Here is a 26,005-nt window from a genome sequence, read left to right as displayed (position 1 = left end):
CGTCGGGGTCCATTGTTGCATCGCTTCGATGACACCGCATGACGCGCGCGCCCGATACGCTATGCTTGCGGCTTCCCGCCGTTCGTCACCCCTCTGTCATCCAGCGAATCCCGATGCGCCGCACCCTCGTCAAGTGGCTCTTTGCAACCTATCTGCTCGGCAGCGGCACTATTTGGTCGATCCTGATCCTGCCGCTCTTTCCGTTCGTCGGCCGTAACGGGCGCTACCGGCTCGCGAAGCTCTGGTGCCGCGCGATGGTCGCGATGATGCGCGTGATCACCGGCGTCACGTGCTCGATCGAAGGGCTGGAGCATTTGCCCGACGGGCCGTGCATCATCCTGTCGCGGCACGAATCGACGTGGGAAACGCTCTCGTTCATGGCGCTTTTTCCGCGCCGCATCAGCTTCGTGTTCAAGCACGAGCTGATGAACATCCCGTTTTTCGGCTGGGTCCTGCGCGGCCTCGACATGGTGAGCCTCGACCGCGGCTCGATCCGTCAGGCGCACACCGCCGTGACGCGCGAGTGCGCGGCGCGGCTGAAGAAAGGCGATTCGGTGGTCATTTTCCCGGAAGGCACGCGCGTCGCCCACGATGCGCCGCTCAAGCTCGCGTCGGGCGGCGTGCGCCTCGCCTGTGCGACGAAGGTGCCGGTCGTGCCCGTCGTGCACGATGCGGGCAAGGTCTGGCCCGCGAAGGGCTGGCCGGATCGTGGTGGACATATCCGCGTGATCGTCACGCCGTGCCTGCCGCTCGATTGCCAAATTCCGCAGGAGTTGAACCGGCTCGCGCAGACGCAGATGGACGAGGCGCTGGCGGAACTGCGCTAGACGCGCGTCAGTAAAGCGGCTTCTTCTTCGCGGCGCACAAGCGATTCACCGCCGCGATCAGCGTCCCCATATCGACAGGCTTGCGCAAGTACCCGTCATAGCTTACGAACGCGGGCGGATTCGGGTGCCCGGAAATCATCAGGAAAGGAATGTGCGCGAGCGCCGCGTCGTTCTTCATCGTCTGGCAGAGCAGCGCTCCGCCCAAGCCCGGCATCATCCAGTCGGACACGACAATGTCCACCCGCTGCTCGCCGAGTATCGATAACGCTCCGTTGCCATCGAACGCGCATAAGACATTGCAATCCTCGCCTTGCATGCAGAGGGTCCAGGCTTCGATGGTAGCGGGGTCGTCGTCGACGAGCAGTACGGTCTTCATCTTGCGAACATGTTTTCGGGTGCGGCGCGTCTATGCGGGAAACGTCCAGGACAAAGGCTGCGAACGACCTCGAATGTGACCGCCGCTGCACGCGATTGTTGCAGTCACTTCGTTCACCGCCCTTTTCGTCATAGTATTTCTTTCGCGCAAAACCTGCGCGGTAAATGCTGCTTCAGCAACTTGCGCGCCGCTCGCGTGCGCCGGTCATTTGCGCCCCGCTCGCGAGCGGCCGGCTTCGCGCAGCGCGTCGACGAGCGTTTCCTCGACCGGCGTGCGCGCCGCGTCGTTGCGGCGAATCAGGCCGATGGGCTCGTCAGTGCCCGCGAAGGGCATCGGCAGCGCGGTGAGCAGCCCGAGCGCGATGTCCTGTTCGACGGCGCCCGCGGGCACGAACCACACGGCGTCGTTGTTCATCGCGAGCGAGCGCCCGAGCGACACCGACAACGTCTCGACGAGCGCCGTCAACGCATGCGCGCCGAACGCGGTCAGCACGCTTTCAGCCGACTGACGAATCAACGTGCCGAACGGCGGCACGACGATCACGAAGCGCGCGAGCAGCGCGGGCGTGAGCGGCGTCTCCAGGGTCAACGGATGCTCGCGCCGCACGACCACCGCGAGCGGCTCGCGATAAATCTGCTCGAAAGAAAGCCCGTGCATCGCTTGGGGCTCGGACAGGCGCCCGACCACGAGATCGACATCGCCCGCCTTCAGCTTCTCCAGCAGGAGCGCGTTCGAATCGGTCCACACGGAGAGCGACACCGCCGGCCACTGCTGCCGGAACGACGTCAGCGCGGGCGACAGCAGCACGGGCGCGACCGTCGGCAGGATGCCCACCGCGATGGATCCAGGCATATCGCCGCGCTCGCGCAGCAACATGTCGACACCTTCCCGCAAGGACGCCACGCACGCGCTGGCATGCGGCGCGAACAGCCTGCCTTCCCGCGTGGGCACCGCGCCGCGCCGCCCGCGCTCGAACAAACGCACGCCTAGAATGGATTCGAGCTCGCCGATCGTTTTCGAAACCGCGGGCTGCGTGATCGACAAGCTGTCGGCGGCGCGCTGCACGCTGCCGAGCTGCGTGACGGCCAGAAAACACTGCAGATGCCGGAACTTGACGCGGGTGTTGGTGAAGTCGGTATCCATGACGATCCGTTATGCAAGATGGCACGAAACATCATTTTCCATAACTTGCGTCGTTCTATAAAGTAGCCGTCAGAAACATCCTATTCAACTTCCACAAATACAGGAGACAGTCGACATGACCTCCCCCATCCTCACACCGCGCGATTGGGAATCCCATCCCGCGTATCTGTCGCCGGGCTACAAGTCGTCGATCCTGCGCAGCCCCGGATTGCCGCTGATTCCGCTGAAGGAAAACCTGCGCAACCGCCGCGTGCCGGTCTACGGTGCTGACGATCTGGGCGTGCTCGACAATGACCTCACCCGCAATGCCGCGAAAAACGGCGATCCGCTCGGCGAGCGCATCATCGTGACGGGCCGCGTGCTCGACGAAGGCGGCCGCCCGGTGCGCAACACGCTCGTGGAAGTGTGGCAGGCGAACGCCGCCGGCCGCTACGTGCACAAAGCGGACCAGCACGACGCGCCGCTCGACCCGAACTTCCTCGGCGCGGGCCGCTGCCTGACCGACGACGAAGGCCGCTACCGCTTCATGACGATCAAGCCGGGCGCGTATCCGTGGGGCAATCACCCGAACGCGTGGCGTCCGCAGCACATCCACTTCTCGCTCTTCGGCGAATATTTCGGCTCGCGCCTCGTCACGCAGATGTACTTCCCCGGCGATCCGCTGCTCGATCTCGATCCGATCTATCAGGGCATTCCGGAGCACGCACGCAAGCGTCTGGTGTCGTCCTTCTCGATCGACACGACGCAGGAAAACTACGCGCTCGGCTACGAATTCAACATCGTGCTGCGCGGCCCGGACCAAACGCCGACGGAGTAACCGAACATGACCACGCTGAAACAGACCCCCTCGCAAACCGTCGGACCGTACTTCGCTTACGGCCTCGTGCCCGAGCAGTACAACTTCGACCTGAAGAGCCTTTTCACCGCATCGGCGGCGGACCGTGAAGTGCCGGGCGAGCATATCTCCGTCGTCGGCAACGTGTACGACGCCGAAGGCAAGCCCGTCAACGACGCGCTGATCGAAATCGCCCAGGCCGATGCAAACGGCCGCTACGTGCAGACCGTGCAGGAAGCGCGCGAATCGGGCTTCCGCGGCTTCGCCCGCTGCGGCACCGGCACGGACCCGAAACTGCGCTTCATCTTCGACACGGTGAAGCCCGGCGCCACCGCCGACGACGCCGCGCCGCACCTCGACGTCATCGTGTTGATGCGCGGCATGCTGCTGCACGCGTACACGCGCATCTACTTCGAGGACGAAACCGAAGCCAACGCGAAGGACACCGTGCTGCAAGGCGTGCCGGCGGAGCGCCGTCAAACGCTGATCGCGAAGCGCGAGGCGGGTGCGTCGGCCAAGCCGGGTTCGTCGGGCGCGATCTACCGCTTCGACATCCATCTGCGCGGCCCGAACGAGACGGTTTTCTTCGACCTGTAAGGCTAATCGCGCTTCTCGCAGCAGTCGATTGAAACGAAGGCGTCCGGCACTGCGCTATAGTGTCGGACGCCTTTCGTTTTTTCTCCGCTTCCTCTCATGTCAGACGCTCCCACGCCCAGCCCGCTCTACGTCAAGCTCCTCGGTGAAACCGCCCAGATCGGCTGGTCCGAACTGGAACGCTTTTTCGCTCAAGGCAAGCTCATCTGGGTGAAGGGCGACCTCGATCTCGTGAGCGTCGCTGAAAGCCTCGCCAGCGACGACACGCAACAGGTCACGCAATGGCTTTCCGCCGGGTTGATCGAACGCATGCAGGCCAACACCGCCACCGATCTCGCCGCGCGCGATCCGGAATTGTGGGCGGTCGTCCTGTCGCCGTGGGTCTGCGTGCAGGAACGCGGCTGAGTCGGCCGCTCGCGCAAGTCGTGGGCTCGTCGGGAAGTTCGGCACGAAGCTGGCGCGCCGTTTCCCGCAGAAGCAACAGCACGCGATCCTCGCGGTATCGCTCGATCAGGCAAAGCTCGAAGCGATGCCGGTCAATGAATACGCCGATCCGTATGTGATCTCGCTTCGACGAGAGGGAGCATCCGCGTGTGCTCCCGCTCTCGAATCAATCCCGCACCCACTCCACCCACAACACGACGAGAATCGTCATCAGCGCCGGGCCGATGAACAGCCCGATGAGCCCGAACGTCTCCGCGCCGCCGAGAATCCCGAACAGCACCAGCAGAAACGGCAGCCGCGTCGAACCGCCGATCAGCACCGGCCGCACGAAGTGCTCCGCCACGAACACGACGATCAATCCGAACGCCGCGACGCACGCAGCCGCGACCATCGCGCCCTGCGCGAGCAGCCATAGCGATGCGCCAAGAAAAACGATCGGCGCGCAGAACGGCAGCATCGCCGCGACGGCGGTCAGCATGCCGAGCAGCGTCGCGTGCGGCACGCCCGTCACAGCATACGCGACGCCAAGCAGCGCGCCCTCGCCGAGCCCCACGACGACGAGTCCCACCACGGTGCACCGCACCGATTCCGCCATGCGCCGCACGAGCGCGGCGCCGTCCGAGCCGAACGCGCGGCGCGAGCCTGTGAGCAGTTGCTCGCCGAGCCGCGAGCCCGCCAGGAACACGAAGAAAAGCGTCATCAGCATGAAGCCGAACTCCACGAGGCCATGCACCACGCGTCCGCCGAAATGCCGCGTCATCGCGACGACCGTCGCGCTGTGCAGATTCTTCACCGCGGGTGAGGATTCGAGCGGCGTCGAAAGATTCGCCTGCCACCAGCGCGCGATCTGCTGCAAGCTGCTCGGCAGATGCTCGATGAACGCGGGCATTGGAATGCCGGTGCGCAGGACATCGTGGATCCAGCCGAGCATGTCGTGCGCTTCGGCCGCCGTCTGCGCCGCGACGATGAAAAACGGCACCACGAACAACAGCCCGATCGCCGCCGTCAACGACACCGCGAGCAGGTTGTGATGCTGATTGAACATCGGCCTTCGCTCGAGCCAGCGGAACGCAGGCCACAATGCGATGGCGATCACGCTCGCCCACACGACGGCCGGAATGAAGGTGCGCGCCGTGTACAGTGCGATCAGCACCAGCACCACGTGGAGCGTCGTGGAAGCCGTGCGCTGCATCTTGCGCGTGCGCGCGGCCGCGTCCGGTGTCGTGTCGTTGCGCGGTTGGATCTGCATGGGGGCATGAACCTCGTGATGATCGATGAGTCTGACGCCTGAAGCGCCCGCCTGCATTGTAATCACGCACGAACCGTTCCACTCGATGCGCGCAGTCATGTATCGTTCTTTACAAAAGACTCGTTTCGCCATCCCTATAATCGGGGTTCGGCATCGACGCAGAGATCTTGCAATGAAAGGGAAAGGTTCACGGGCAACGGTTGTGGCGTGCTTGTCGCTCACACTGCTCGCCGGATGTTCGTCCGGTCTCAACCGCTCGAAGGAAGAGCAGTTGAACGCGCAATACGGCATCGCGATGTTGCCGGTCAAGGGCGGCGTGGAGATGCGCCTGCCCGAGGCGCCGCTGTTCGATATCGATGCGTCGCGCATCCGCGGCGGTTACTCGCCGATGCTCGACCGCGCGGCTCAGGTGCTCAAGCGCAGCATGCGGCCGATTCTCATCGAAGGCCACACGGACAACGACGGCACGCTCGCCTATAACCGCGCGCTGTCCGAGGCGCGCGCCAACGCCGTCGCGCAGGCGCTGATCGCGCGCGGCGTTCCCGCCGAGCGCATCACGACCAAAGGCATGGCGTATCTGAGGCCGATCGCCGCCAACGACACGGCGCAAGGCCGCGCGTTGAACCGGCGTGTGGAGATACTCGTGCGCGCCGAGACCGAAGAGACGCTGCTCGGCGCGCCCGCGAAGAAGCGTTAGGCCGCCTGCTCCACTTCGAGCACGAGCAACTGCGAGCCGTCGGCGACCTGATCGCCGACTTCGAACAGAATCTCGCCGATCTTGCCCGTGGCAGGCGCCACGATGGTGTGCTCCATCTTCATCGCTTCCATCACCATCAGCGGCGCGCCCTTCTCCACCGACGCGCCCGGCTCCACGAGCACCGCGATCACCTTGCCGGGCATCGGCGCGGTGAGACGCCCTTCGTGCTCGGCATCGCCCGCGTGGGCCATCAGGTTCTGCCACTCGAACTGGAACGCCGCGCCTTCGTGGAAGACGTGGAAGACGTCGCCATCGGTGAAGACGTGGCCCTTGATCAGCGCATCGTCGAGTTGAACCGCGAAGGACGTCTCGCCGATGTGCGACCAGTCGAAGCGCGCGCTGTCCTCATCGAGCCGCAAGCGCTTGTCGCCGTTCTTCGTGAAGACGACTTTGAGCGTCTCGTCCGTATCGAGCGCGCGCCAGTTCAGATCCTGGCTATAGCCGCCCGCCATGCGCCAGTGCGACAGCGCATCCCAGGGCGAAAAACCGTGCGCCTCGCCGCCCTCGCGCGTGAGCAGCGCCGCGCATGCGAGCGCGAGCGCCTTCTTGCGCGACACGTGAGTCGGCGCGAACAGCGCGTCGTGATGACGCTCGATCAGACCCGTGTCGAGATCGCCCGCGCTGAACGGCTCGCTTTTCACGATCCGCTGCAGGAATTCGACGTTGGTGGAAAGCCCGACGATCTCGCACTCCGCCAGCGCGCGCGCCATGCGAGCCAGCGCATCGCGACGGTCGCGGCCATGCACGATCAGCTTCGCGATCATCGGATCGTAGAACGGCGTGATCGCGTCGCCCTGACGCACGCCGCTGTCGACGCGCACGTCGCCGTCGATCGAAAACTCCACCGCGTGCGGCATGCGCAGATGCTTGAGCGTGCCCGTCGATGGCAGGAAGCCGCGCGACGGGTTCTCCGCGTAGATGCGCGCCTCGATCGCGTGGCCGGTCACCTTCAGCTCGTCCTGCGTGAGCGGCAATGGTTCGCCCGCCGCCACGCGCAATTGCCATTCGACGAGATCCAGGCCCGTGACCATCTCCGTCACCGGATGCTCGACCTGCAGGCGCGTGTTCATCTCCATGAAGTAGAACTGGCCGTCCTGCGTCATGATGAACTCGACCGTGCCCGCGCCGACGTAGTTCACCGCGCGCGCCGCTGCAACGGCGGCTTCGCCCATCGCGCGGCGCGTTTCGTCGTTGAGCCCCGGTGCGGGCGCTTCTTCCAGCACCTTCTGATGGCGGCGCTGCACGGAGCAATCGCGATCGAAGAGATAGACCGCATTGCCGTGCTTGTCCGCGAACACCTGCACTTCGACGTGACGCGGACGCAGCAGATACTTTTCGATGAGCACGCGGTCGTTGCCGAAGCTCGACGCCGCCTCGCGCTTGCACGACGCGAGCGCGGCCGCGAAATCCTCGCTCTTCTCGACGACGCGCATGCCCTTGCCGCCGCCGCCCGCGCTCGCTTTCAGGAGCACCGGATAGCCGATGCGGTCCGCTTCGCGCTGGAGCAGCGAGGGATCCTGATCGTCGCCGTGATAGCCCGGCACGAGCGGCACGGACGCCGACTGCATCAGCGCTTTCGCGGCGGCTTTCGAGCCCATCGCGCTGATCGCCTCGACGGGCGGCCCGATGAACACGAGCCCCGCTTTCTCGCATGCGTTGGCGAAGTCCTCGTTCTCCGAGAGAAAGCCGTAGCCCGGATGAATCGCCTGCGCGCCGGTTCGCTTCGCCGCATCGACGATGCGCTCGATGCGCAGATAACTTTCCGATGCCGCCGATCCGCCGACATGCACCGCTTCATCGCACACGGCGACGTGCTTGGCTTTGGCATCGGCGTCGGAATACACGGCGACGCTGCCGACATTCAGGCGCTTCGCGGTCGCCGCTACGCGGCATGCGATTTCGCCGCGGTTCGCTATGAGTATTTTGTTGAACATGGCGTTACATCCTGAAGACGCCGAAGCGTGTTTCTTCGATAGGCGCGTTCATCGTCGCGGCTAATCCAAGGCCCAAAACGTCGCGCGTCTGCGCGGGATCGATCACGCCGTCGTCCCACAGGCGCGCGCTCGCGTAGTACGGATGCCCCTGCGCTTCGTACTGGTCGCGGATCGGCGCCTTGAACGCCTCCTCTTCCTCCGCCGACCACGTACCGCCCTTCTTCTCGATGCCGTCGCGCCGCACCGTCGCGAGCACGGACGCGGCCTGCTCGCCGCCCATCACCGAGATGCGCGCGTTCGGCCACATCCACAGGAAGCGCGGCGAATACGCGCGGCCGCACATGCCGTAATTGCCCGCGCCGAACGAACCGCCGATGATCACCGTGAACTTCGGCACCTTCGCCGTGGCCACCGCGGTCACCATCTTCGCGCCGTTGCGCGCGATGCCTTCGTTCTCGTACTTGCGCCCGACCATGAAGCCCGTGATGTTCTGCAGGAACACGAGCGGAATCTTGCGCTGCGCGCACAGCTCGATGAAGTGCGCGCCCTTCAGCGCCGACTCCGAAAACAGAATGCCGTTGTTCGCGACGATGCCAACCGGATGCCCCCAGATATGCGCGAAGCCGCAGACGAGCGTGGTGCCGTAGCGCGCCTTGAACTCGTCGAAGGCCGAATCGTCGACGATGCGCGCGATCACTTCGCGCACGTCGAAGGGCTTGCGGGTATCGACGGGAATCACGCCGTAGACGCTTTGCGGGTCGTAGCGCGGCGGCAGCGGCTCCTTGAGCGCGAGGGTCGGCGTCTTCACGCGATTCAGATTGCCGACGATGCTGCGCGCGATGCCGAGCGCATGCGCGTCGTTCTGCGCGAGATGATCGGCGACGCCGGAAAGACGCGTATGCACGTCGCCGCCGCCGAGGTCTTCGGCGCTGACTTCTTCGCCCGTCGCCGCTTTCACCAGCGGCGGGCCGCCGAGAAAGATCGTGCCTTGATTCTTCACGATGATCGATTCATCGCTCATCGCGGGCACGTACGCGCCGCCCGCCGTGCACGAACCCATCACGACCGCGATCTGCGCGATGCCCTGCGCCGACAGGTTCGCCTGGTTGTAGAAGATGCGGCCGAAGTGATCGCGGTCGGGGAACACATCGTCCTGATTCGGCAGGTTCGCGCCGCCCGAATCGACGAGATACACGCACGGCAGGCGGTTCTGCTCCGCGATCTCCTGCGCGCGCAAGTGCTTCTTCACGGTGACGGGATAGTACGTGCCGCCCTTCACGGTCGCGTCATTGCACACGACCACGCACTCCTGCCCCGCAATGCGCCCGATGCCCGTGATGATGCCCGCGCCCGGCGCGTCGTCGTCGTACATGCCGTACGCGGCCAGTTGCGAGAGTTCGAGAAACGGCGTGCCGGGATCGAGCAGTTGCGCGATCCGGTCGCGCGGCAGCAGCTTGTTGCGCGATACGTGACGATCGCGCGCGGCCTGCCCGCCGCCTTCCGCGATCTTCGCGATCTTCTCTTTCAGGTCCGCGACGAGCGCTTCGAGCGCTTGCGCATTGGTGCGGAATTCCTCGCCGCGCGGATTCAGCTTCGATTCGATGATCGTCATGACGCGCGCCTCAGGCCGTTTCGGCAAAGAGTTCGCGGCCGATCAGCATGCGGCGGATCTCGCTCGTGCCCGCGCCGATCTCATAGAGCTTCGCATCGCGCCACAGGCGGCCAACCGGATACTCGTTGATATAGCCGTTGCCGCCGAGAACCTGAATCGCTTCGCCGGCCATCCACGTCGCCTTTTCGGCGGTGTAGAGAATCACGCCCGCGCAGTCCTTGCGCACTTGCCGCACGTGATCCGAACCGAGCGTGTCGAGCTGACGGCCGACCGCGTAGAGATACGCGCGGCACGCCTGCAGCGTCGAGTACATGTCGGCGACCTTGCCCTGAATGAGCTGGAATTCGCCGATGGCCTGACCGAACTGCTTGCGGTCATGGATATACGGCACGACCGCGTCCATGCACGCGAGCATGATGCCGGTCGGGCCGCCCGCGAGCACGGCGCGTTCGTAGTCGAGGCCGCTCATCAGCACCTTCGTGCCGCCGTTCAACTGACCGAGGATGTTCTCCTTCGGCACTTCGACGTTCTCGAACACGAGCTCGCCGGTGTGCGAGCCGCGCATGCCGAGCTTGTCGAGCTTCTGCGCGACGGAAAAACCCTTCATGCCCTTCTCGACGATGAACGCCGTGATGCCGCGCGGACCGGCCTCGATATCCGTCTTCGCATAGACGACGAGCGCGTCGCAATCCGGGCCGTTGGTGATCCACATCTTCGTGCCGTTGAGCACGTAGTGATCGCCCTTCTCCTCGGCGCGCAGCTTCATGCTGACGACGTCCGAGCCCGCGTTGGGCTCGCTCATCGCCAGTGCGCCGATATGCTCGCCGGACACGAGCTTCGGCAGATACTTCTGCTTCTGCGCTTCCGTGCCGTTACGATGAATCTGGTTCACGCAGAGATTCGAATGCGCGCCGTACGACAGCCCCACCGACGCCGATGCGCGCGAAATCTCTTCCATCGCGACCATGTGCGCGGTGTAGCCCATGTTCGCGCCGCCGTATTCCTCGGAGACGGTCATGCCGAGCACGCCCAGATCGCCGAACTTCTTCCACAGGTCCATCGGGAACTGGTCGCTATGGTCGATTTCGCCCGCGCGCGGCGCGATTTCCTTCGCCGCGAAATTGGCGAGCGAATCGCGCAGCATGTCGATGTCTTCGCCCAACGCGAAATTCAGGCCGGGTACGTTGCTCATGGGTCGTCTCCTCCAGATGCGATGTTTTGGGTGCACCCTGAAATTTGAGTTTTACTCACACAGGGCATCAAACCACGGAATGGGGCAATTTCACGCTCAAATCGTCTAGTCGTCAATAGATTTTTGAGCTACGCTCACATTTAATTCGTACTCTCATCGTCACACCATCCGACAATGTCGACGCAAACCACCGCCACCGGCCGCCGCGCGCCCGCCGGCGTCAAATCGCAGCAGCGCGTGAAGGACATCCTTCAGGCGGGCCGCGACGTCTTCGCCGAAAAGGGCTACGACGCCGCCACGAGCGCGGAGATCGCGCAGCGCGCGGGCATTTCGGAAGCTACCGTGTTCAGCTATTTCAGCGGCAAGCGCGAGCTGTGCGCCCGCGTCATCGCGGACTGGTACGACGAAATCATCGAAGCGTTCGAAACCGGCCTGCCGCGCGACGGCTCGGTGCGCCAGCAGTTCGCGTTCATCGTCAGGACGCATATGCGGCTGATGCTGATGAACGGCACGGGCCTGTGCGCGCTGGTGCTGTCGGAAGGCCGCACGAAGCAGCATGATCTGTCGGACACGTTGACGGAATTGCAACGCCGCTACACCGCGCCGCTGATGGACGTGCTCGCGCGCGGCCAGGCGCTCGGCCACGTGCGCGGCGACGTGCCGCTGCGCCTTCTGCGCTCGCTCGTCTTCGGGCCGATGGAGCATGTGCTGTGGGACGCGACGCTCGCGAAGCGCCGCCTGAGTCAGACTCAGATCGAGACGACGGCGAACGAACTGGTGGACGTGCTGTGGACGGCGCTGCAGCCGCCGAATGCGCAACTGGCGGCGCTCGCGCAGTTTCGCCAGGACGTCGAGGAAGCCGGGCGCCGTTTCGACGCGGCATCGAAACCGGCGGAGTGAAGCAGCCTTACTTCTTGACGAAGCGCAGCGCGAGACGCGCGAGTTTCGGCACGGTGGTCGGACGCAGCAGACGCGCGTCATAGCCGCCCATGCGGCGATCGTTTTCGGTGAGGCACAGTTCGATCAACGAGCGCACCGATACGTCGCCCGCCACCGAGTCGCCCACATTCGCCGGGAAATTCGCGTCCTGCGCGGCGCCGCTGTTGTCGAAGCCGCGCGCGAGCGAGATGCGGTCGCGGATCAGCGAGAACCAGACGCTCGCGCTCTTCGCCAGAAACCACGGCTTGCTATACCAAGGCAGGCTGCGCCGGTACCACGCGACCCAGTTCGCGAAAAACAGAATGTGGCGCGCCTCTTCCTGAATCACCGGCTCGAAGGTTTCGACGAGTTCTTCGGGAAAATATCCCGACTGCCGCGCCGCCTCGAAAAGACCGAACGCGAAGAAACTGTCGATGCACTCGCTGTAGCCCGTGAGCATCCACGCGCGCAGCGGATCGGCTGGCGCGGGATACGGCGGTTCCGGCGCGAGCGCGATGCCGTAAGCCTCGACCAGTTTCGACAACACCAGCTTGTGCCGCGCCTCCTCGCCGCCGTTCATGCGCAGCGCTTCGCGCAGTTGCGGATCGGCGACGGTGCCCGCATAGGTCGCCACGCGAATCGACGCGCGGCCTTCCGTCTGCACGGCGATATCCCAGATCGGCAGGGAGGTCACGCGTTTCAATGCGGCCGGATCCAGCTTCGGCCAGTCGATGACGGCGGGCTTGTACGGGTCGTGCGTCGTCAGCAGCATCTCGCAGAACATGCGCTTGTGCAGGTCCGAACCGATCGGAATCTTCCCCGTCGACCGGTACGTCCAGTTGCGCATCGCATGATCTGCTTCGACTGTGTTGAGCGTCTCGGACATATTCGAATATCGGCCGCCGATTGTGTGCGTCCTGCGGATTCTGGCATACGGAACGCTGACTCGCATCATCGCGCGCTTTTTTTCGCTAGTGCGAAATCTTCTCCAGCGCGAGATCCCGCGTTCTCGGACCCATCGAGCCGATCGCGGCCATCACGATCAACATCGCCGACGCGATGAAGACGAACACGCCCGTCGTGCCGAAGCCCTTCAGCACGCCCGCGATGATGAACGACGTGAAAATCGCCGAGAAACGGCTCCACGAATACACGAAACCGACCGCCCGCGCCCGGATGCTCGTCGGAAAAAGCTCGGTCTGGTAAGCGTGGTAGCTGTACGACATGATGTTCGCCGACAGCGTGAGGCCAACGCCCATCGCGATCAGAAAGGCCGCATCGCCCGACTGGCTGAAGGCGAGCCCGCACACGATATTGACCGCCGCCATCGCGACGATGGCCGTCTTGCGCTCGATCCGGTCCGCGATGGCGAGCCCGATGATCGGCCCGATGGGCGCGGCGATCGCGATGATGCTCGAATACATGAGGCTCGATGTCACGGTGATGCCCTGCTTGACGAGCAGCGTCGGCACCCAGTTCGCGAAACCGTAGAAGCCGACTGTCTGGAACACGTTGAAGATGATCATCATCAGCGCGCGCTTGCCGTACGGCGGCTTCCACATGTCGGCGAAGGAGCCGCGGCTGTGCGCGGTTTCCACGGCGGCCTCGGGCGCGGGCAGCGGTTTTCCGTATTCGCGCGCCACTTTTTCTTCGAGCGCGGTCATCACGCGGTCGGCTTCGGCGAGGCGCCCCTTCTGCGCGAGCCAGCGCGGGCTTTCCGGCAGCGTGCGGCGGATCCACCAGACGAAAAGCGCGCCATGAGCCCCGATGATCACGACCCAGCGCCAGCCGTCGATGCCGAACGGCGCGCGCGGCACCAGCAGATACGCGAGAAAAGCGACCACCGGGACGGCCATGAATCCGACCGCCTGCTCGCACGCGAACGCGCGCCCGCGAATGTGCCTGGGCGCAAGCTCGGAGATATAGGTGCCGATCGTCACCAGTTCCACGCCGATGCCCACGCCGGCGACGAAGCGCCAGAGGTTCAGGCCGGTCGCCGTGTGCTGGAACGCCATGATGAGGTTCGCGGCCGTGTACCACAGCAGCGAATACGTGAAGATCGCGCGGCGGCCGAAGCGGTCGGCGAGAAACCCGCAGGCGATCGTGCCGATGAACAGGCCCGCGAACAGCGACGCGATGAAGCTCGCGACGCCCGTCATGCCGAACAAACCCGTGGTGGTCGATGTCAGGATGCCGCTTTTGACGAGACCCGGCGCGACGTAACCGGAATACAGCAGGTCGTAGAGCTCGAAGAAGAATCCGAGACTCAGGAGCACGATGAGCGTCCATACGGAGCGCGTGGCCGGCAGCCGGTCGAGCCGGGCGGAAATGCTGCCGGCGGTGACGGGAAGCGCGTGTGCATGCGCCGCGTGGGGTGTGGCCATCGGATTGTCTCCTCTTTGGGCGGTGCGCGGCGCCGCTTCGGACGGCGCGGGACGCGGGGCGAGGGACGGATTTTAAACGGTTGGGTAATTGCGACGATCCCGACCGCCCTCAATACGGCTGAATCCCGTTCATCAGCAACGCCACGACGTGCCGGGCGAGCTGCTCCGAAGTCACCGCCCGATCCCCGACCGCGCGCCAGCGCGATGTCGCGAGCGGAAACACCGTCAGCCCGAACAGCGACGCGAACACGAGCGACGGCTCCAGCGCCGGATTCAGCTTGCCCTCCTTCTGCCAGCCGGCGATGCGCTCGATCGCGCGCTCCTTGTGCTCGTCGCCGAAGCGCTCGGCCATGCGCTGCCGCAGCAAACCGCCATCACTGATCATCTCGCGCACCCATAGCGCCGCGAACCACGGATATTTCTCGACCGTCGCGACGAGCGTCTCCACGAACGAGCGCAAGGTATCGACGGGTTCCGAATCCGGATCGTTGAACACGCGCGCAAGCTCGACGCGCAACGGCACGAACCGCTCGTCGATCAGCATGTCGAGCAGCTGATCGCGCGTCTTGAAGTAGTAATGGACCATCGCCGGAGTCACGCCCGCCTCTCGCGCGATCGCGCCGAGCGTCGTCTCGCCGATGCCCTGCCGCGCAAACAGCTCCAGCGCGATATCCAGCAATTGCGCCCGCGCCTGCTCGCCGTGCGCCCCGCTCGGCCGTCCGGGCCGCCGGCCCGGCTTCTTGCGCGGCGCGGGGTCCTCGGAGGCGCCCGCACCCGTGTTCAACACATCGTTTGCCATATCGGAATTTGACTAGACTTCGTGTGTCGTCTATATTAACTTTCGTGTTAATTAAATTCAATCCACGTGATTCGCGGCCCATCCGCCGGTCCTGAATCCGAACTTTTGCTCGCGGCGTCGCCCACGCCGTCTCAGCCGAAATGACATCTTTGCATCAAACCGCCATCGCGGGCGCGAAAGCGTCCGACGAAACCGGCGTCGCATCGAAACCGCCCGTCGGGCTGCTCTTCACGGCGCTGCTGCTCGTGATGCTGCTCGGCGCGCTCGATCAGACCATCGTGTCGACCGCGCTGCCGACCATCGTCGGCGATCTCGGCGGGCTCGAAAATCTCTCGTGGGTCGTCACGTCCTACCTGCTCAGCTCGACCATCGTCGTGCCGCTCTACGGCAAGTTCGGCGACCAGTTCGGCCGCAAGGTCGTGCTTCAGGCGTCGATCCTGATCTTTCTGGCCGGCTCGATCCTCTGCGGCGTCGCGCAGGACATGACGCAGCTGATCGCGCTGCGGGCGCTGCAAGGCCTCGGCGGCGGCGGGCTCATGGTCATCACGATGGCCGCCATCGCCGACGTCATCCCGCCCGCCGAGCGCGGCCGCTTCCAGGGCCTCTTCGGCGGCGTGTACGGCCTCGCGACGGTCGTAGGTCCCCTGCTCGGCGGCTTTCTCGTCGAGCACTTGTCGTGGCGCTGGATCTTCTACATCAACCTGCCGCTCGGCGTGATCGCGCTCGCCGTGATCCAGCTCGTGTTCAAGCCGCATACCGCGCACGTCGATCATCGCGTGGACTACATGGGCGCGGGCTTTCTCGCGGCCGCGCTCACTTGCATCATCCTTTTCACGAGCGAAGGCGGCACGCTCCTGCCGTGGACCTCGCCGCAGCTCTGGTGCACGCTCTTGCTCGGGCTCGTGTGCATCGGCGGCTTCGTCTACGAGGAACGGCTCGCCGCCGAGCCCATCATGCCGCTCTCGCTCTTCAGGGAACGCACCTTCGTGCTCGCCGGGCTGATCGGCTTCATCGTCGGCTGCGCGCTGTTCGGCGCCGTCACGTTTCTGCCGCTCTATCTGCAGGTGGTGAAAGGCTCGACGCCTTCCGGCGCCGGCCTGCAGATCACGCCGATGATGGGCGGCGTGCTGCTCTCGTCGATCGTGAGCGGGCGCGTCATCAGCAGGATCGGCAAGTATCGCTTCTTCCCGATCGCGGGCACGGCGCTCGTCACGGTCGCGATGCTGCTGCTCTCCACGCTCAGCCTCGACACCCCGCTCGCGGTCATGAACGTCTACATGGCGCTGCTCGGCCTCGGGCTCGGCATGGTGATGCAGGTGCTCGTGCTCGCGGTGCAGAACGTCGTCGAATTCCGGCTGATGGGCGTGGCAACGTCCAGCGCGACGCTCTTCCGCTCGATCGGCGGCTCGGTCGGCGTGGCGGCGTTCGGCGCGATCTTTTCAAACAGCCTGCGCTCGCGTCTCGAAGCGCTCATTCCACCCGGCACCGAGCTGCCGCAGACGCTCGGGCCGCAGGCGGTCGCGCACCTGCCGCCCGCGCTCCACGACGACTATCTGCACGCATTCGCGGGCTCGATGCACACGGTCTACCTCGTCGCCGCGTGCCTCGCCTTCATCGCGTTCGCGCTGTCGTGGTTCCTGAAAGACCATCCGCTGAAGAAGCGCTGAACGCGAGGAAAGGCTCTAAAGCCCCTGCTATCGGGGCTTTTACTAGCACCCGAAACATTTTGTCTTGGTAACCTTCTGCCGATTCTGCTCGGACACGATCCGCGGAATGCCATGCGCCGGCGCCCAACGACGCGCCGGACCACCGGATATGAGACCTTCCGGGCTGAACTGACCACCTTCTGGAGTTAAAACAGTGAAGAAACTGCTCGCGGCACTCACGATGTCCCTCCTCGCCGCCACGTCGCTCACCGCCGTCACGCCGGCGCTTGCGAAGGACTATTCGACGATCCGTTTCGGCGTCGACGCAAGCTATCCGCCGTTCGAATCGAAGGGCTCCGACGGCAAGCTGGTCGGTTTCGACATCGATCTCGGCAACGAGATCTGCGCGCGCCTGAAGGCGAAGTGCGTGTGGATCGAAAACGACTTCGACGGCATGATCCCGGCGCTCAAGGCGAAGAAATTCGACGGCGTCCTCTCGTCGATGTCGATGACCCCGCAACGCGCCGAGCAGATCGCCTTCTCGAGCAAGCTTTTCAACACGCCGACGCGCCTCGTCGCGAAGAAGGGCAGCAATATCCTGCCGACCCCCGAGAGCCTGAAGGGCAAGAACGTCGGCGTCGAACAGGGCACGATCCAGGAAACCTACGCGAAGACCTACTGGGCCGCGAAGGGCGTGACGGTCACGCCGTACCAGAACCAGGACCAGGTCTATGCCGACCTGATCTCGGGCCGTCTCGACGCCGCGCTGCAAGACGCCGTGCAGGCCGAACTCGGCTTCCTGAAGACGCCGCGCGGCGCGGGCTTCGACTTCGCCGGCCAGAACCTCGACGATCCGAAGACGCTCGGCAACGGCGCGGGCATCGGCCTGCGCAAGGAAGACACCGAGCTGAAGGCGAAGATCGACAAGGCGATTGCCGACATGATCAAGGACGGCACGTACAAGAAGATCGAGAAGAAGTATTTCGACTTCGACGTGTACGGCGGCTAACGCACGCCCAGGCCTGACGGCCTGACGAAACGGGCTCCGCGCTCAAGGGCGCGGAGCCCGTTTCCTTTTCGGACACCGGCTGCACGCGGGCCTTCGGCCTCCCGCCGCGCCGATTTCGGCTAAGATCGAACGTCCGGTAGGACGCCGACGGAAGGAGACGCCGCGGCGCCCGGCAATTTCCAGAGAGGCACGACCCGCGCATTCGAGTGCGCGCGACCAACATGCAAACCAGAACTCATCCCCTGATCTCGCCGACGCTCGGCACTTCCCGCACCATCACGAGCTTTCATTACGGCTCCGGCGGCGGCCAGAAAATCTATATCCAGTCCTCGCTGCACGCGGACGAACTGCCCGGCATGCTCGTCGCGTGGCGGCTGCGCCGTCATCTCGCCGAATTCGAAACGGCGGGCAAGCTGCGCGGCGAAGTGGTGATCGTGCCGGTGCCCAATCCGATCGGCCTGAACCAGAATCTTCACGGCAATCTGCTGGGGCGCTTCGAAACCAACAGCGGCGTCAACTTCAACCGCAATTTCTATGATCTCGCCGGGCTGATCGCGCCGCGCATCGAAGCGCGCCTCGGCGCCGAAAGCGACGCGAACCAACTCGCCGTGCGTGCCGCGATGAAAGAAGCGCTCGACGAGCAGACGCCGCACACCGAGCTCGAATCGCTGCGCCTCGCGCTGCAGAAGCTTTCCTATGACGCCGATGTCGTGCTCGACCTGCACTGCGATCTCGACGCCGCGCTGCATCTCTACACCAATCCGGAGATCTGGGACGAAGTCGAGCCGCTCGCGCGCTATCTCGACGCGAAGGCGTCGCTGCTCGCGCTGAATTCCGTCGGCAATCCGTTCGACGAGATTCACAGCTTCTGCTGGTCGGATCTGCGTCAGCGTTACGGCGAGCGTTTTCCGATCCCGAACGGCGGCATCTCGGTGACGGTCGAACTGCGCAGCCAGCACGACGTGTCCTACGAGCTCGCCGAGAAGGACGCGCAGGCGATCGTCAACTATCTGATCCACCGCGGCGTGATCGATGCCGCCGTGCCGGAACAACCGCCGCTCCAGTATCCGGCTACGCCGCTCGCGGGTGCCGAGCCGATCGTCGCTCCGGTGTCGGGCGTGCTCGTGTTCCGCGCGCAAGTGGGCGCGTTCATCGAGGCGGGCGCGCCGATCGCGGATGTGATCGATCCGATCGCCGACACCGTCACCACGCTCAAGTGCACGACGTCGGGCGTGATGTACGCGCGGCATATCACGCGCTTCGCGACCGCCGGGCTGGAAGTGGCGCGCATCGCGGGCGCGAAGGCTTACCGCACGGGGTCGTTGCTGTCGGCGTAAGCGCGTTTGTCAGAATGGCGCGAGGCCGCATTGCGCGGCCACGACGCGCCACGTTCCTCCAATGTCTCCCCACGTTCGCGTGTAGCGCAAGCTGCCCGCGAACGGCGCGCCCGCGAAGGTCCCGGAAATCGCGACGCGCGTGACCACGACGGCAAAGCCGCCATACATCCGCACGGTCTGATCCTCCACATCCAGCTTCTCGATGCGCTGCATGCCGTAGCGATGCCCGTTCAGATCGTCGGCCTTGGTCCAGACCTTGCCCGTCGCATCCACGAAGCTCAGGTCATCGGCCAATAGCGCGTCGAGCGCGTCCACGTCCGATGCCACCATCGCCTTCTTCAGGCGCTCTTCCAGTTCGCGGATTCCTGCTTCGTCCATGATTTTCCTCGCGGTGAGAGAACCGTGAGCATCGCATCGGACGGGCTGCATGCACAAGCGCCGGCATTTCGCCAGCCCTGTTGCACGCACGACACACCGCAAGCCGCTTGAAAGCACTGTCACATTTCTTTCTTCAGCGCTCGCTACATTTGCGCCCGTCGCAGCCACGCGCCGTCAGAGCGCGACGCACCAGACACCGTCGACAACCACACCGCGTATCAACTCACGGAGCTTGTTTTGAAGAAGAATCTCTTGGCGACCGCCGCGCTCGCCGCATTTGCCGCCCTCGCCGCCACCTCCGCTCAAGCGCAAAGCAGCGTCACGCTGTACGGCATCATCGACGCGGGTATCAGCTACGTCAACAACAGCACGCAAACGGCGACGCGCGCTGGCGATTCACTCGTCAAGTACGACGACGGCGTCGCGCAAGGCAGCCGTTGGGGCCTGAAGGGTTCGGAAGACCTCGGCGGCGGCCTGAAGGCGATCTTCACGTTGGAGAACGGCTTCAACAGCGGCACCGGCACGCTCGGCCAGGGCGGCGCGTTGTTCGGCCGTCAGGCATATGTCGGTCTCGCGAAGAACGACGTCGGCTCGCTGACCTTCGGTCGTCAGTACTCGTTCTCGACCGATTACCTCGGCAGCAACTACTCGATCGGCGGCCAGACGCTCGCGGGCAACTACGCGTACCACATGAACGACGTCGACCAGCTGACGTCGAGCCGCATCAACAACGCGGTCAAGTTCAGCAGCGCGAGCTTCTACGGCGTGACGTTCGGCGCGATGTATGGCTTCTCGAACCAGGCAGGCGCGTTCGCCGGCACGCCGAACACGACCGTCGGCACGACCACGACGGCAGGTTCGTCGCGTGCATACAGCTTCGGCCTGAACTACAAGGCAGGTCCGTTCGGCATCGGCGCGGCGTACACGGACATCCGCTACCCGGCAGCGGCATCGCCCGCATTCAGCACGGCCGTGGCGAACATCCAGACGATGGGCACGGCCAACGCCGGCAAGGATCTGCGCACGTTCGGCATCGGCGCGAACTACGCGTTCGGTGCCGCGACCGTGTTCGGCCTCTGGACCAACACGCTGTTCGAACCGATCAACGGCGCGAGCTCCAAGCTCAACGCGTTCGATATCGGCGGCAAGTACGCGTTCACGTCGGCGCTGTCGGCTGGACTCGGCTACTCGTACCTGAACATGACGGGCAACCAGACCGGCCACTGGAACCAGATCGACGCGAGCGTCGACTACGCGCTGTCGAAGCGCACCGACGTGTACGCGCTCGGTATCTACCAGAAGGCTTCGGGCTCGAACCGCGGCGTGGAGAACCAGGCATCGATCGGCTCCTCGTCGTCGAGCTACTTCGGCACCTCGGGCCTGGGCGAGAACGACCAGCTCGCGTTCCGCGTCGGCATCCGCCACAAGTTCTAAGCATCGGCTGCTGAGCTGAAATGCAATCGGGCCGCGTCGAGCGGCCCGATTTTTTTGCTTCGTGCGATGCCTTCGCGATGCCTTCGCGAGGTCTTGCCGATTCGTCCGCGCGCGAACAAAAACAGCGGCCGAAACCGCTGTTTTCGGATCTGGCGCACACCGCGCCTTATTCCGCCGTTTCGAGCAACGGATAGTCCGTGTAGCCCTTCGCGCCCGGCGCATAGAACGTCGATGTGTCCCAGTCGTTGAGGCCCGCATCGACCTCGAAGCGCCGCACGAGGTCCGCGTTCGCGATGAACGGCTTGCCCCACGCAACCGCGTCCGCATCGCCGCGCGCGATGATCGCTTCGGCGCTCGCCTTCGAGAAGCCTTCGTTGACGATGTACACGCCGCCGAACGCCTTCTTCAGTTGCGGCCCGAGGCTGTCCGCGGCTTCATGCTCGCGCGCCGCGATGAACGCGATCCCGCGGCGGCCGAGCTCCCGCGCCACATGGCCGAAGGTCGCGGCGCGATCGCTGTCGCCCATCGTGTGCGAATCCGCGCGCGGCGCGAGATGCACGCCGACACGATCCGCGCCCCACACGTCGATGCACTGATCGACGATTTCGAGCAGCAGACGCGCGCGGTTTTCGATCGAACCGCCGTAAGCGTCACTACGCTGGTTGGTGCTGTCCTGCAGGAACTGGTCGAGCAGATAGCCGTTCGCGCCGTGCACTTCCACGCCGTCGAAACCCGCGCGCTTCGCGTTCTCCGCGCCCTTGCGGAACGCAGCGACGACACCCGCGATTTCATCGAGCTCGAGCGCGCGAGGCGTCACGTACGGGCGTTGCGGACGCACGAGGCTCACGTGCCCGTCCGGGGCGATCGCGCTCGGCGCGACCGGCAGATCGCCATTCAGGAAGACCGGGTCCGAGACGCGGCCCACGTGCCACAGTTGCAGGAAGATCTTGCCGCCCGCCTCGTGCACGGCCTTCGTCACGAGCTTCCAGCCTTCGACTTGCTCGTCGGACCAGATGCCCGGGGTATCGGCATAGCCGACGCCTTGCGGCGTCACCGAGGTCGCCTCGCTGAGAATGAGACCGGCCGATGCGCGGTCCGCGTAATACTGCGCCATCAGCTCATTGGGCACGCGCTCGACGCCCGCGCGCTGACGGGTGAGCGGTGCCATGATGATGCGGTTCTTGAGCGTGAGTGCGCCAACCTTGAGCGGATCGAAGAGAGTCGACATGAATTGGTGTCCTAATGAAGTTGAAAGCAGACTTTCACCCTACGGCAAGCAGGCTCAAAGATTCCCGATGGAATCGCGGAATGCCTGAATGACCGCTTCGTCGCGCCTGAAAAACACCCACTGTCCAACGCGCTTCGTGGTGACGAGCCCGGCTTTGTGCAAGGTCGCGAGATGCGCCGAAACGGTGGACTGCGACATGCCGCAGCGCCCATCGATCTGACCCGCGCAAACACCATGCGACAACGGCAGTTCCTGGTTAGGGAAATGCCGTTCCGGCTCCTTCAGCCATTCGAGAATCTCGCGGCGAAGGGGGTTGGCGAGGGCCTTGTGAATTGCGTCGATGTCCATTTCGTTGCTCGTGCGTCTGACGGACGGAACGTGGAAGCTTTCCGAATCGTCTTGTTGCGAAGTATATATCGGAGATTTCCGATATGCAAGCCCGGCAGCGAATGCGTCAACCCGCGACATGCCGCCGCGCCGCGCTGTCTGGTAATCTGCGCGGTTTCATCAGCCGCAAAAGAAACAACGAAACCTTTATGGATACTCCTTTCAACGAACGCGGCGTGACGCTCTCGCGCGCCGGCCTCTCGGCATCGGGGCAGATGATTCCGCTGCGCGATCTGCGCGCCGCGCGCGTCGTGATGATTCCGCGCCAGAAGCCGCTGCCCATCATCATTGCGCTGATCGGGCTCGTCGTGCTCGGCGCGGGCATCGTCAGCGGCTCGGGCGCGGCGCTCGTGCTCGGCGTGATGATCGTCGTGGTGGGATACCTGACGTGGATCACGCAGGACGTGATCTATCAGTTGATGGTCTCGACGCCCGACGGCGAGCGCGAAGTGCTCATCACGAAGGATCAGGCGTTCGCGGACAAAGTGGCCGAGCTCGTCGGCGAAGCGGTCGTGAAGCATGCGGCAGGCGCGGCGGCCAAACCGCAAGCGTGATCTTTATACGGCGTTGATATCGCGGCGCGCGACTTTATCGCCGCGTTTAGGTGCGCGGCGATAAAGTGGACACGTTGCCACTTCGGGCCGCCATCGGGCGGCTATCATCGATGTACCGCACATCCGACCTTTCTGTCCTTCCCCATGCACTCAACGGCGGCTCGCCCCGCCGCCGCGAAACGCACCACTGCCTCGCGTTCGATCTGACCGTGCCCGGCCTGAACTCCGCGCCCGCGCGCGAACTGCTCGCGCACGCTTTCGGCGCGCACGTGCGCGCACACGTCGTCGCGACGAACCGCCGCCGAGACTGCACGACACTCTACGTGGAAACGGACAGCGCGGACGTGAACGCGGTGATCGGCAAAATCACCGCGTGGTTTCCCAACGCAACGCTCGGCCGGGTGATTCGCATCACGCGGCGTTGAGCGCTCGACCGCCTCACGTCACCTGCAAGGTCTCGACGTGCCAGATTTCGCGCGCATACTCCGCGATCGTTCGATCCGACGAAAAGATGCCCATGCCCGCGACATTCTCGATCGCGCTCCGGGTCCACGCGTCCTTGTCGCGGAACTTGAGATCGACTTCGGTTTGCGTCTTGTCGAAGCTGTCGAAATCGGCGAGCACCATGTAGTGATCGCCCCAGTCCACGAGCGTATGGAAGATGTCGTAAAAGCGATGCGGCTCCTCCGGCGAGAAATGCCCGAGGCGGATCTGATCGAGCGCGATCTTCAGCTCCAGGTTCTCCTCGTAGATCTGCCGCGGCCGATAACCCGCCGCGCGCAGCGATTCGATCTCATCGGTCGTATTGCCGAAGATGAAGATATTCTCGCGCCCCACGGCATCGCAGATTTCGATGTTCGCGCCATCGAGCGTGCCGATGGTCAGCGCGCCGTTCAGCGCGAGCTTCATGTTGCCGGTGCCCGATGCCTCGGTGCCGGCCATTGAAATCTGCTCCGACAGATCCGCTGCCGGAATGATGAGCTCGGCCACCGAGACGCCGTAATTCGGAATGAAACCCACCTTCAGCCGGTCGCCCACGAGCGGGTCTGCGTTCACCTTCTTCGCGACATCGTTGATGAGCTTGATGATGTTCTTCGCCATCTTGTAGGCCGAAGCCGCCTTGCCCGCGAACATCACGACGCGCGGCGTCCAGTCCTTCTCCGGATTCTCGCGAATGCGGTTGTAGCGCACGATCACGTACAGGATGTTGAGCAGTTGCCGCTTGTATTCGTGGATGCGCTTCACCTGAAGATCGAACAGCGCATCAGGATTGATGATCGCGTTGGCCTCGCGCTTCGCGCGTTCCACCAGTCGAAGCTTGTTGGCGAACTTCGCGTCGTGAAAAGCCTTGCAGAACTCGGGATCGTCGCGCCATTCGCGCAGACGGCCGAGCTCGAAGAGATCGGTGCGCCAGCGCGGCCCGAGCCGCTTGTCGATCAGCGCGGACAGCGACGGGCTCGCCTGCGCGAGCCAGCGGCGCGGCGTGATGCCGTTCGTCACATTGGTGAAGCGCTCCGGATACATGCGCGCGAAGTCGGAGAAGATGTTCTGCACCATCAGTTGCGAGTGCAGCTTCGACACGCCGTTCACCTTGTGGCTCGCGACGATCGCGAGATGCGCCATGCGCACGCGGCGCTGGCCGTATTCATCGACGAGCGAGATGCGGCGAATCAGATCGACATCGCGGCCGAACTTCTCCGTGACCTGCTTGAGGAACTGCGCGTTGATCTCGAAGATGATCTCCAGATGCCGCGGCAACAGACGCGCGAGCATCTCGACGTCCCACGTTTCGAGCGCTTCGGGCATCAGCGTGTGGTTCGTGTAGGAGAACATCTGCTGCACGAGCTTCCACGCCTTGTCCCACGGAAGATGGTGCCGGTCGACGAGCAGACGCATCAGCTCGGGAATCGCGAGCACGGGGTGCGTATCGTTCAGATGCACCGCGACCTTCTCCGCGAGCCGGCCGAAATGCGTGTGCGTGCGCTGATAGCGGCGGATCAGATCCTGCATCGTCGCGGAGACGAAGAAGTACTCCTGGCGCAGACGCAATTCGCGGCCGGCCTGCGTCGAATCGTCGGGATACAGCAGACGCGAAACGTGCTCGGACGTGTTCTTCGCCTCCACCGCGCGGCGATAGTCGCCCTGGTTGAACGCGGACAGATCGAACTCGTCGGTTGCGCGCGCGGACCACAGGCGCAGCGTGTTCGTCGCGGTCGTGGCGAAGCCGGGGATGACCGTGTCGTACGCCATCGCGTTGACGTGCTCGGTGTCGATCCAGTCGGTGCGGTCCTCATGCTGCACGGTGCGGCCGCCGAAATGCACCGTATAGACCACCTCGGGCCGCGGAAACTCCCACGGATTGCCCGCGCGCAGCCAGTAATCGGGCATTTCGACCTGATTGCCGTCGACGATCGTCTGCCGGAACATCCCGTAGTCGTAACGGATGCCGTAGCCGAAGCCCGGCACGCCCACGGTCGCCATCGAATCGAGGAAACAGGCCGCGAGACGGCCAAGGCCGCCGTTGCCGAGCGCGGCGTCCGGCTCCAGCTCTTCGAGCGCCGCGAGATCCACGCCGAGCCCCGCGAGCGCATCGCGCACTTCGTCGTAGATGCCTAGCGCGAGCAGCGCATTGCTGAAGGTCCTGCCGATGAGAAACTCCATCGACAGGTAGTAGACGCGTTTCACGTCTTGTTCATATTGCAGCCGCGTGGTGCGCATCCAGCGTGCGACGAGGCGGTCGCGCACTGCGAGTTCAGCGGCATGGAGCCAGTCGCGCGGCTGCGCGGTGACCGAATCCTTGCCGACGCCGTACATCAGGCGGTTCGAGATGGAGCGCCTGAGCGCATCGACGGTGCTGTTGAGCTGGTCGAATTCCAGGTCGACGGATGTCATCGGAACCTCCGGTTTTTGCGACATATGCAACGACCACGAAAGCACGACGGGAGTTCAAATCGGACGCCCCAAAATG

Annotated in this window: 25 protein-coding genes; 12 read left to right on the top strand and 13 right to left on the bottom strand. The window is 64.4% G+C overall.

The window, feature by feature from the left end; all coding sequences use genetic code 11:
• Positions 1–113 precede the first annotated feature (113 nt).
• On the top strand, positions 114–827 hold the full coding sequence (locus AC1Z32_RS27910; RefSeq protein WP_483482079.1) for a lysophospholipid acyltransferase family protein: 714 nt from the start codon (positions 114–116) through the stop codon (positions 825–827).
• Between the two features lie 7 nt (positions 828–834).
• Here the strand turns inward: AC1Z32_RS27910 and AC1Z32_RS27905 are convergent, their stop codons facing one another.
• Entirely contained in the window at positions 835–1,203 is a 369-nt protein-coding gene (locus AC1Z32_RS27905; RefSeq protein ID WP_483482078.1) for a response regulator transcription factor, read from the bottom strand.
• 204 nt (positions 1,204–1,407) lie between these two features.
• Positions 1,408–2,346 (bottom strand): pca operon transcription factor PcaQ, encoded by a 939-nt coding sequence (gene pcaQ / locus AC1Z32_RS27900; protein WP_483482077.1) that lies wholly within the window; start codon positions 2,344–2,346, stop codon positions 1,408–1,410.
• Between the two features lie 115 nt (positions 2,347–2,461).
• Here pcaQ and pcaH point away from each other — a divergent pair, with 115 nt between their 5' ends.
• From pcaH to AC1Z32_RS27885, 3 genes are all read left to right on the top strand, one after another.
• On the top strand, positions 2,462–3,163 hold the full coding sequence (gene pcaH / locus AC1Z32_RS27895; RefSeq protein WP_483482076.1) for a protocatechuate 3,4-dioxygenase subunit beta: 702 nt from the start codon (positions 2,462–2,464) through the stop codon (positions 3,161–3,163).
• A 6-nt stretch (positions 3,164–3,169) separates the two neighbouring features.
• A complete protein-coding gene (pcaG, locus tag AC1Z32_RS27890) occupies positions 3,170–3,778 on the top strand; it encodes a protocatechuate 3,4-dioxygenase subunit alpha (protein WP_483482075.1) in 609 nt (202 codons plus the stop codon).
• Between the two features lie 96 nt (positions 3,779–3,874).
• Positions 3,875–4,180 carry a DUF2288 domain-containing protein gene (locus AC1Z32_RS27885; protein ID WP_483482074.1) on the top strand — a complete coding sequence of 102 codons (306 nt, stop codon included), beginning with the start codon at positions 3,875–3,877 and terminating at the stop codon, positions 4,178–4,180.
• A 205-nt stretch (positions 4,181–4,385) separates the two neighbouring features.
• Here the strand turns inward: AC1Z32_RS27885 and AC1Z32_RS27880 are convergent, their stop codons facing one another.
• On the bottom strand, positions 4,386–5,468 hold the full coding sequence (locus AC1Z32_RS27880) for an AI-2E family transporter (protein ID WP_483482073.1): 1,083 nt from the start codon (positions 5,466–5,468) through the stop codon (positions 4,386–4,388).
• A gap of 202 nt (positions 5,469–5,670) precedes the next feature.
• On the opposite strand from AC1Z32_RS27880, the gene AC1Z32_RS27875 reads away from it, so the two are divergent.
• Positions 5,671–6,165: an OmpA family protein gene (locus tag AC1Z32_RS27875; RefSeq protein WP_483483331.1), complete on the top strand. Its 495-nt coding sequence runs from the start codon at positions 5,671–5,673 to the stop codon at positions 6,163–6,165.
• On the opposite strand, the gene AC1Z32_RS27870 is transcribed toward AC1Z32_RS27875, so the two are convergent.
• The 3 genes from AC1Z32_RS27870 to AC1Z32_RS27860 are packed head-to-tail and all read right to left on the bottom strand — an operon-like array spanning position 6,162 to position 10,963.
• A complete protein-coding gene (locus AC1Z32_RS27870) occupies positions 6,162–8,159 on the bottom strand; it encodes an acetyl/propionyl/methylcrotonyl-CoA carboxylase subunit alpha (protein WP_483482072.1) in 1,998 nt (665 codons plus the stop codon). The two genes, AC1Z32_RS27875 and AC1Z32_RS27870, sit on opposite strands and share 4 nt — an antisense overlap.
• 4 nt (positions 8,160–8,163) lie before the next feature.
• Positions 8,164–9,771, bottom strand: coding sequence for a carboxyl transferase domain-containing protein (locus AC1Z32_RS27865; protein ID WP_483482071.1), 1,608 nt, complete (start codon positions 9,769–9,771; stop codon positions 8,164–8,166).
• Between the two features lie 10 nt (positions 9,772–9,781).
• Positions 9,782–10,963: an isovaleryl-CoA dehydrogenase gene (locus AC1Z32_RS27860; RefSeq protein ID WP_483482069.1), complete on the bottom strand. Its 1,182-nt coding sequence runs from the start codon at positions 10,961–10,963 to the stop codon at positions 9,782–9,784.
• 174 nt (positions 10,964–11,137) lie between these two features.
• On the opposite strand from AC1Z32_RS27860, the gene AC1Z32_RS27855 reads away from it, so the two are divergent.
• A complete protein-coding gene (locus AC1Z32_RS27855) occupies positions 11,138–11,863 on the top strand; it encodes a TetR/AcrR family transcriptional regulator (RefSeq protein WP_483482068.1) in 726 nt (241 codons plus the stop codon).
• Between the two features lie 7 nt (positions 11,864–11,870).
• Here AC1Z32_RS27855 and AC1Z32_RS27850 read toward each other — a convergent pair whose 3' ends face one another.
• From AC1Z32_RS27850 to AC1Z32_RS27840, 3 genes are all read right to left on the bottom strand, one after another.
• Entirely contained in the window at positions 11,871–12,767 is an 897-nt protein-coding gene (locus AC1Z32_RS27850) for a ferritin-like domain-containing protein (protein ID WP_483482067.1), read from the bottom strand.
• Positions 12,768–12,852: 85 nt separating this feature from the next.
• Positions 12,853–14,265 carry an MFS transporter gene (locus AC1Z32_RS27845; RefSeq protein ID WP_483482066.1) on the bottom strand — a complete coding sequence of 471 codons (1,413 nt, stop codon included), beginning with the start codon at positions 14,263–14,265 and terminating at the stop codon, positions 12,853–12,855.
• A gap of 109 nt (positions 14,266–14,374) precedes the next feature.
• Positions 14,375–15,064 carry a TetR/AcrR family transcriptional regulator gene (locus AC1Z32_RS27840; RefSeq protein WP_483482065.1) on the bottom strand — a complete coding sequence of 230 codons (690 nt, stop codon included), beginning with the start codon at positions 15,062–15,064 and terminating at the stop codon, positions 14,375–14,377.
• Positions 15,065–15,204: 140 nt separating this feature from the next.
• On the opposite strand from AC1Z32_RS27840, the gene AC1Z32_RS27835 reads away from it, so the two are divergent.
• The 3 genes from AC1Z32_RS27835 to AC1Z32_RS27825 all read left to right on the top strand — a co-directional run bounded on the left by AC1Z32_RS27835 (position 15,205) and on the right by AC1Z32_RS27825 (position 19,056).
• On the top strand, positions 15,205–16,731 hold the full coding sequence (locus AC1Z32_RS27835) for an MDR family MFS transporter (protein WP_483482064.1): 1,527 nt from the start codon (positions 15,205–15,207) through the stop codon (positions 16,729–16,731).
• A gap of 193 nt (positions 16,732–16,924) precedes the next feature.
• On the top strand, positions 16,925–17,719 hold the full coding sequence (locus AC1Z32_RS27830) for an ABC transporter substrate-binding protein (protein ID WP_483482063.1): 795 nt from the start codon (positions 16,925–16,927) through the stop codon (positions 17,717–17,719).
• 221 nt (positions 17,720–17,940) lie between these two features.
• Complete coding sequence (locus AC1Z32_RS27825) at positions 17,941–19,056, top strand: succinylglutamate desuccinylase/aspartoacylase family protein (RefSeq protein ID WP_483482062.1); 1,116 nt, start codon at positions 17,941–17,943, stop codon at positions 19,054–19,056.
• Between the two features lie 9 nt (positions 19,057–19,065).
• Here AC1Z32_RS27825 and AC1Z32_RS27820 read toward each other — a convergent pair whose 3' ends face one another.
• Entirely contained in the window at positions 19,066–19,434 is a 369-nt protein-coding gene (locus AC1Z32_RS27820) for a nuclear transport factor 2 family protein (RefSeq protein ID WP_483482061.1), read from the bottom strand.
• A 237-nt stretch (positions 19,435–19,671) separates the two neighbouring features.
• Between AC1Z32_RS27820 and AC1Z32_RS27815 the strand changes: the two genes are divergently transcribed.
• Positions 19,672–20,868: a porin gene (locus tag AC1Z32_RS27815; RefSeq protein ID WP_483482060.1), complete on the top strand. Its 1,197-nt coding sequence runs from the start codon at positions 19,672–19,674 to the stop codon at positions 20,866–20,868.
• Between the two features lie 166 nt (positions 20,869–21,034).
• Here AC1Z32_RS27815 and AC1Z32_RS27810 read toward each other — a convergent pair whose 3' ends face one another.
• Positions 21,035–22,096: an alkene reductase gene (locus AC1Z32_RS27810; protein ID WP_483482059.1), complete on the bottom strand. Its 1,062-nt coding sequence runs from the start codon at positions 22,094–22,096 to the stop codon at positions 21,035–21,037.
• A 54-nt stretch (positions 22,097–22,150) separates the two neighbouring features.
• Positions 22,151–22,444 carry an ArsR/SmtB family transcription factor gene (locus AC1Z32_RS27805; RefSeq protein ID WP_483482058.1) on the bottom strand — a complete coding sequence of 98 codons (294 nt, stop codon included), beginning with the start codon at positions 22,442–22,444 and terminating at the stop codon, positions 22,151–22,153.
• A gap of 188 nt (positions 22,445–22,632) precedes the next feature.
• Here AC1Z32_RS27805 and AC1Z32_RS27800 point away from each other — a divergent pair, with 188 nt between their 5' ends.
• The gene (locus AC1Z32_RS27800) at positions 22,633–23,037 is read left to right on the top strand and encodes a DUF6232 family protein (RefSeq protein WP_483482057.1); all 405 of its coding nucleotides are present in this window, start codon (positions 22,633–22,635) and stop codon (positions 23,035–23,037) included.
• Positions 23,038–23,147: 110 nt separating this feature from the next.
• Positions 23,148–23,462, top strand: a complete 315-nt coding sequence (locus tag AC1Z32_RS27795) for a hypothetical protein (RefSeq protein ID WP_483482056.1) — start codon at positions 23,148–23,150, stop codon at positions 23,460–23,462.
• Between the two features lie 13 nt (positions 23,463–23,475).
• Here the strand turns inward: AC1Z32_RS27795 and AC1Z32_RS27790 are convergent, their stop codons facing one another.
• A complete protein-coding gene (locus AC1Z32_RS27790) occupies positions 23,476–25,929 on the bottom strand; it encodes a glycogen/starch/alpha-glucan phosphorylase (protein ID WP_483482055.1) in 2,454 nt (817 codons plus the stop codon).
• Between the last annotated feature and the right edge of the window lie 76 nt (positions 25,930–26,005).

This window comes from Caballeronia sp. 11_S32 (genome assembly GCF_056930355.1).
This window is presented reverse-complemented; position numbering and strand designations above follow the sequence as displayed.

Bases quoted from the DNA above. Each gene is read 5' to 3' on its own strand.
- AC1Z32_RS27910 (WP_483482079.1), top strand. From the start codon at position 114: ATGCGCCGCACCCTCGTCAAGTGGCTCTTTGCAACCTATCTGCTCGGC.
- AC1Z32_RS27905 (WP_483482078.1), bottom strand. From the start codon at position 1,203: ATGAAGACCGTACTGCTCGTCGACGACGACCCCGCTACCATCGAAGCC.
- pcaQ (WP_483482077.1), bottom strand. From the start codon at position 2,346: ATGGATACCGACTTCACCAACACCCGCGTCAAGTTCCGGCATCTGCAG.
- pcaH (WP_483482076.1), top strand. From the start codon at position 2,462: ATGACCTCCCCCATCCTCACACCGCGCGATTGGGAATCCCATCCCGCG.
- pcaG (WP_483482075.1), top strand. From the start codon at position 3,170: ATGACCACGCTGAAACAGACCCCCTCGCAAACCGTCGGACCGTACTTC.
- AC1Z32_RS27885 (WP_483482074.1), top strand. From the start codon at position 3,875: ATGTCAGACGCTCCCACGCCCAGCCCGCTCTACGTCAAGCTCCTCGGT.
- AC1Z32_RS27880 (WP_483482073.1), bottom strand. From the start codon at position 5,468: ATGCAGATCCAACCGCGCAACGACACGACACCGGACGCGGCCGCGCGC.
- AC1Z32_RS27870 (WP_483482072.1), bottom strand. From the start codon at position 8,159: ATGTTCAACAAAATACTCATAGCGAACCGCGGCGAAATCGCATGCCGC.
- AC1Z32_RS27865 (WP_483482071.1), bottom strand. From the start codon at position 9,771: ATGACGATCATCGAATCGAAGCTGAATCCGCGCGGCGAGGAATTCCGC.
- AC1Z32_RS27860 (WP_483482069.1), bottom strand. From the start codon at position 10,963: ATGAGCAACGTACCCGGCCTGAATTTCGCGTTGGGCGAAGACATCGAC.
- AC1Z32_RS27855 (WP_483482068.1), top strand. From the start codon at position 11,138: ATGTCGACGCAAACCACCGCCACCGGCCGCCGCGCGCCCGCCGGCGTC.
- AC1Z32_RS27850 (WP_483482067.1), bottom strand. From the start codon at position 12,767: ATGTCCGAGACGCTCAACACAGTCGAAGCAGATCATGCGATGCGCAAC.
- AC1Z32_RS27845 (WP_483482066.1), bottom strand. From the start codon at position 14,265: ATGGCCACACCCCACGCGGCGCATGCACACGCGCTTCCCGTCACCGCC.
- AC1Z32_RS27840 (WP_483482065.1), bottom strand. From the start codon at position 15,064: ATGGCAAACGATGTGTTGAACACGGGTGCGGGCGCCTCCGAGGACCCC.
- AC1Z32_RS27835 (WP_483482064.1), top strand. From the start codon at position 15,205: ATGACATCTTTGCATCAAACCGCCATCGCGGGCGCGAAAGCGTCCGAC.
- AC1Z32_RS27825 (WP_483482062.1), top strand. From the start codon at position 17,941: ATGCAAACCAGAACTCATCCCCTGATCTCGCCGACGCTCGGCACTTCC.
- AC1Z32_RS27820 (WP_483482061.1), bottom strand. From the start codon at position 19,434: ATGGACGAAGCAGGAATCCGCGAACTGGAAGAGCGCCTGAAGAAGGCG.
- AC1Z32_RS27810 (WP_483482059.1), bottom strand. From the start codon at position 22,096: ATGTCGACTCTCTTCGATCCGCTCAAGGTTGGCGCACTCACGCTCAAG.
- AC1Z32_RS27805 (WP_483482058.1), bottom strand. From the start codon at position 22,444: ATGGACATCGACGCAATTCACAAGGCCCTCGCCAACCCCCTTCGCCGC.
- AC1Z32_RS27800 (WP_483482057.1), top strand. From the start codon at position 22,633: ATGGATACTCCTTTCAACGAACGCGGCGTGACGCTCTCGCGCGCCGGC.
- AC1Z32_RS27795 (WP_483482056.1), top strand. From the start codon at position 23,148: ATGTACCGCACATCCGACCTTTCTGTCCTTCCCCATGCACTCAACGGC.
- AC1Z32_RS27790 (WP_483482055.1), bottom strand. From the start codon at position 25,929: ATGACATCCGTCGACCTGGAATTCGACCAGCTCAACAGCACCGTCGAT.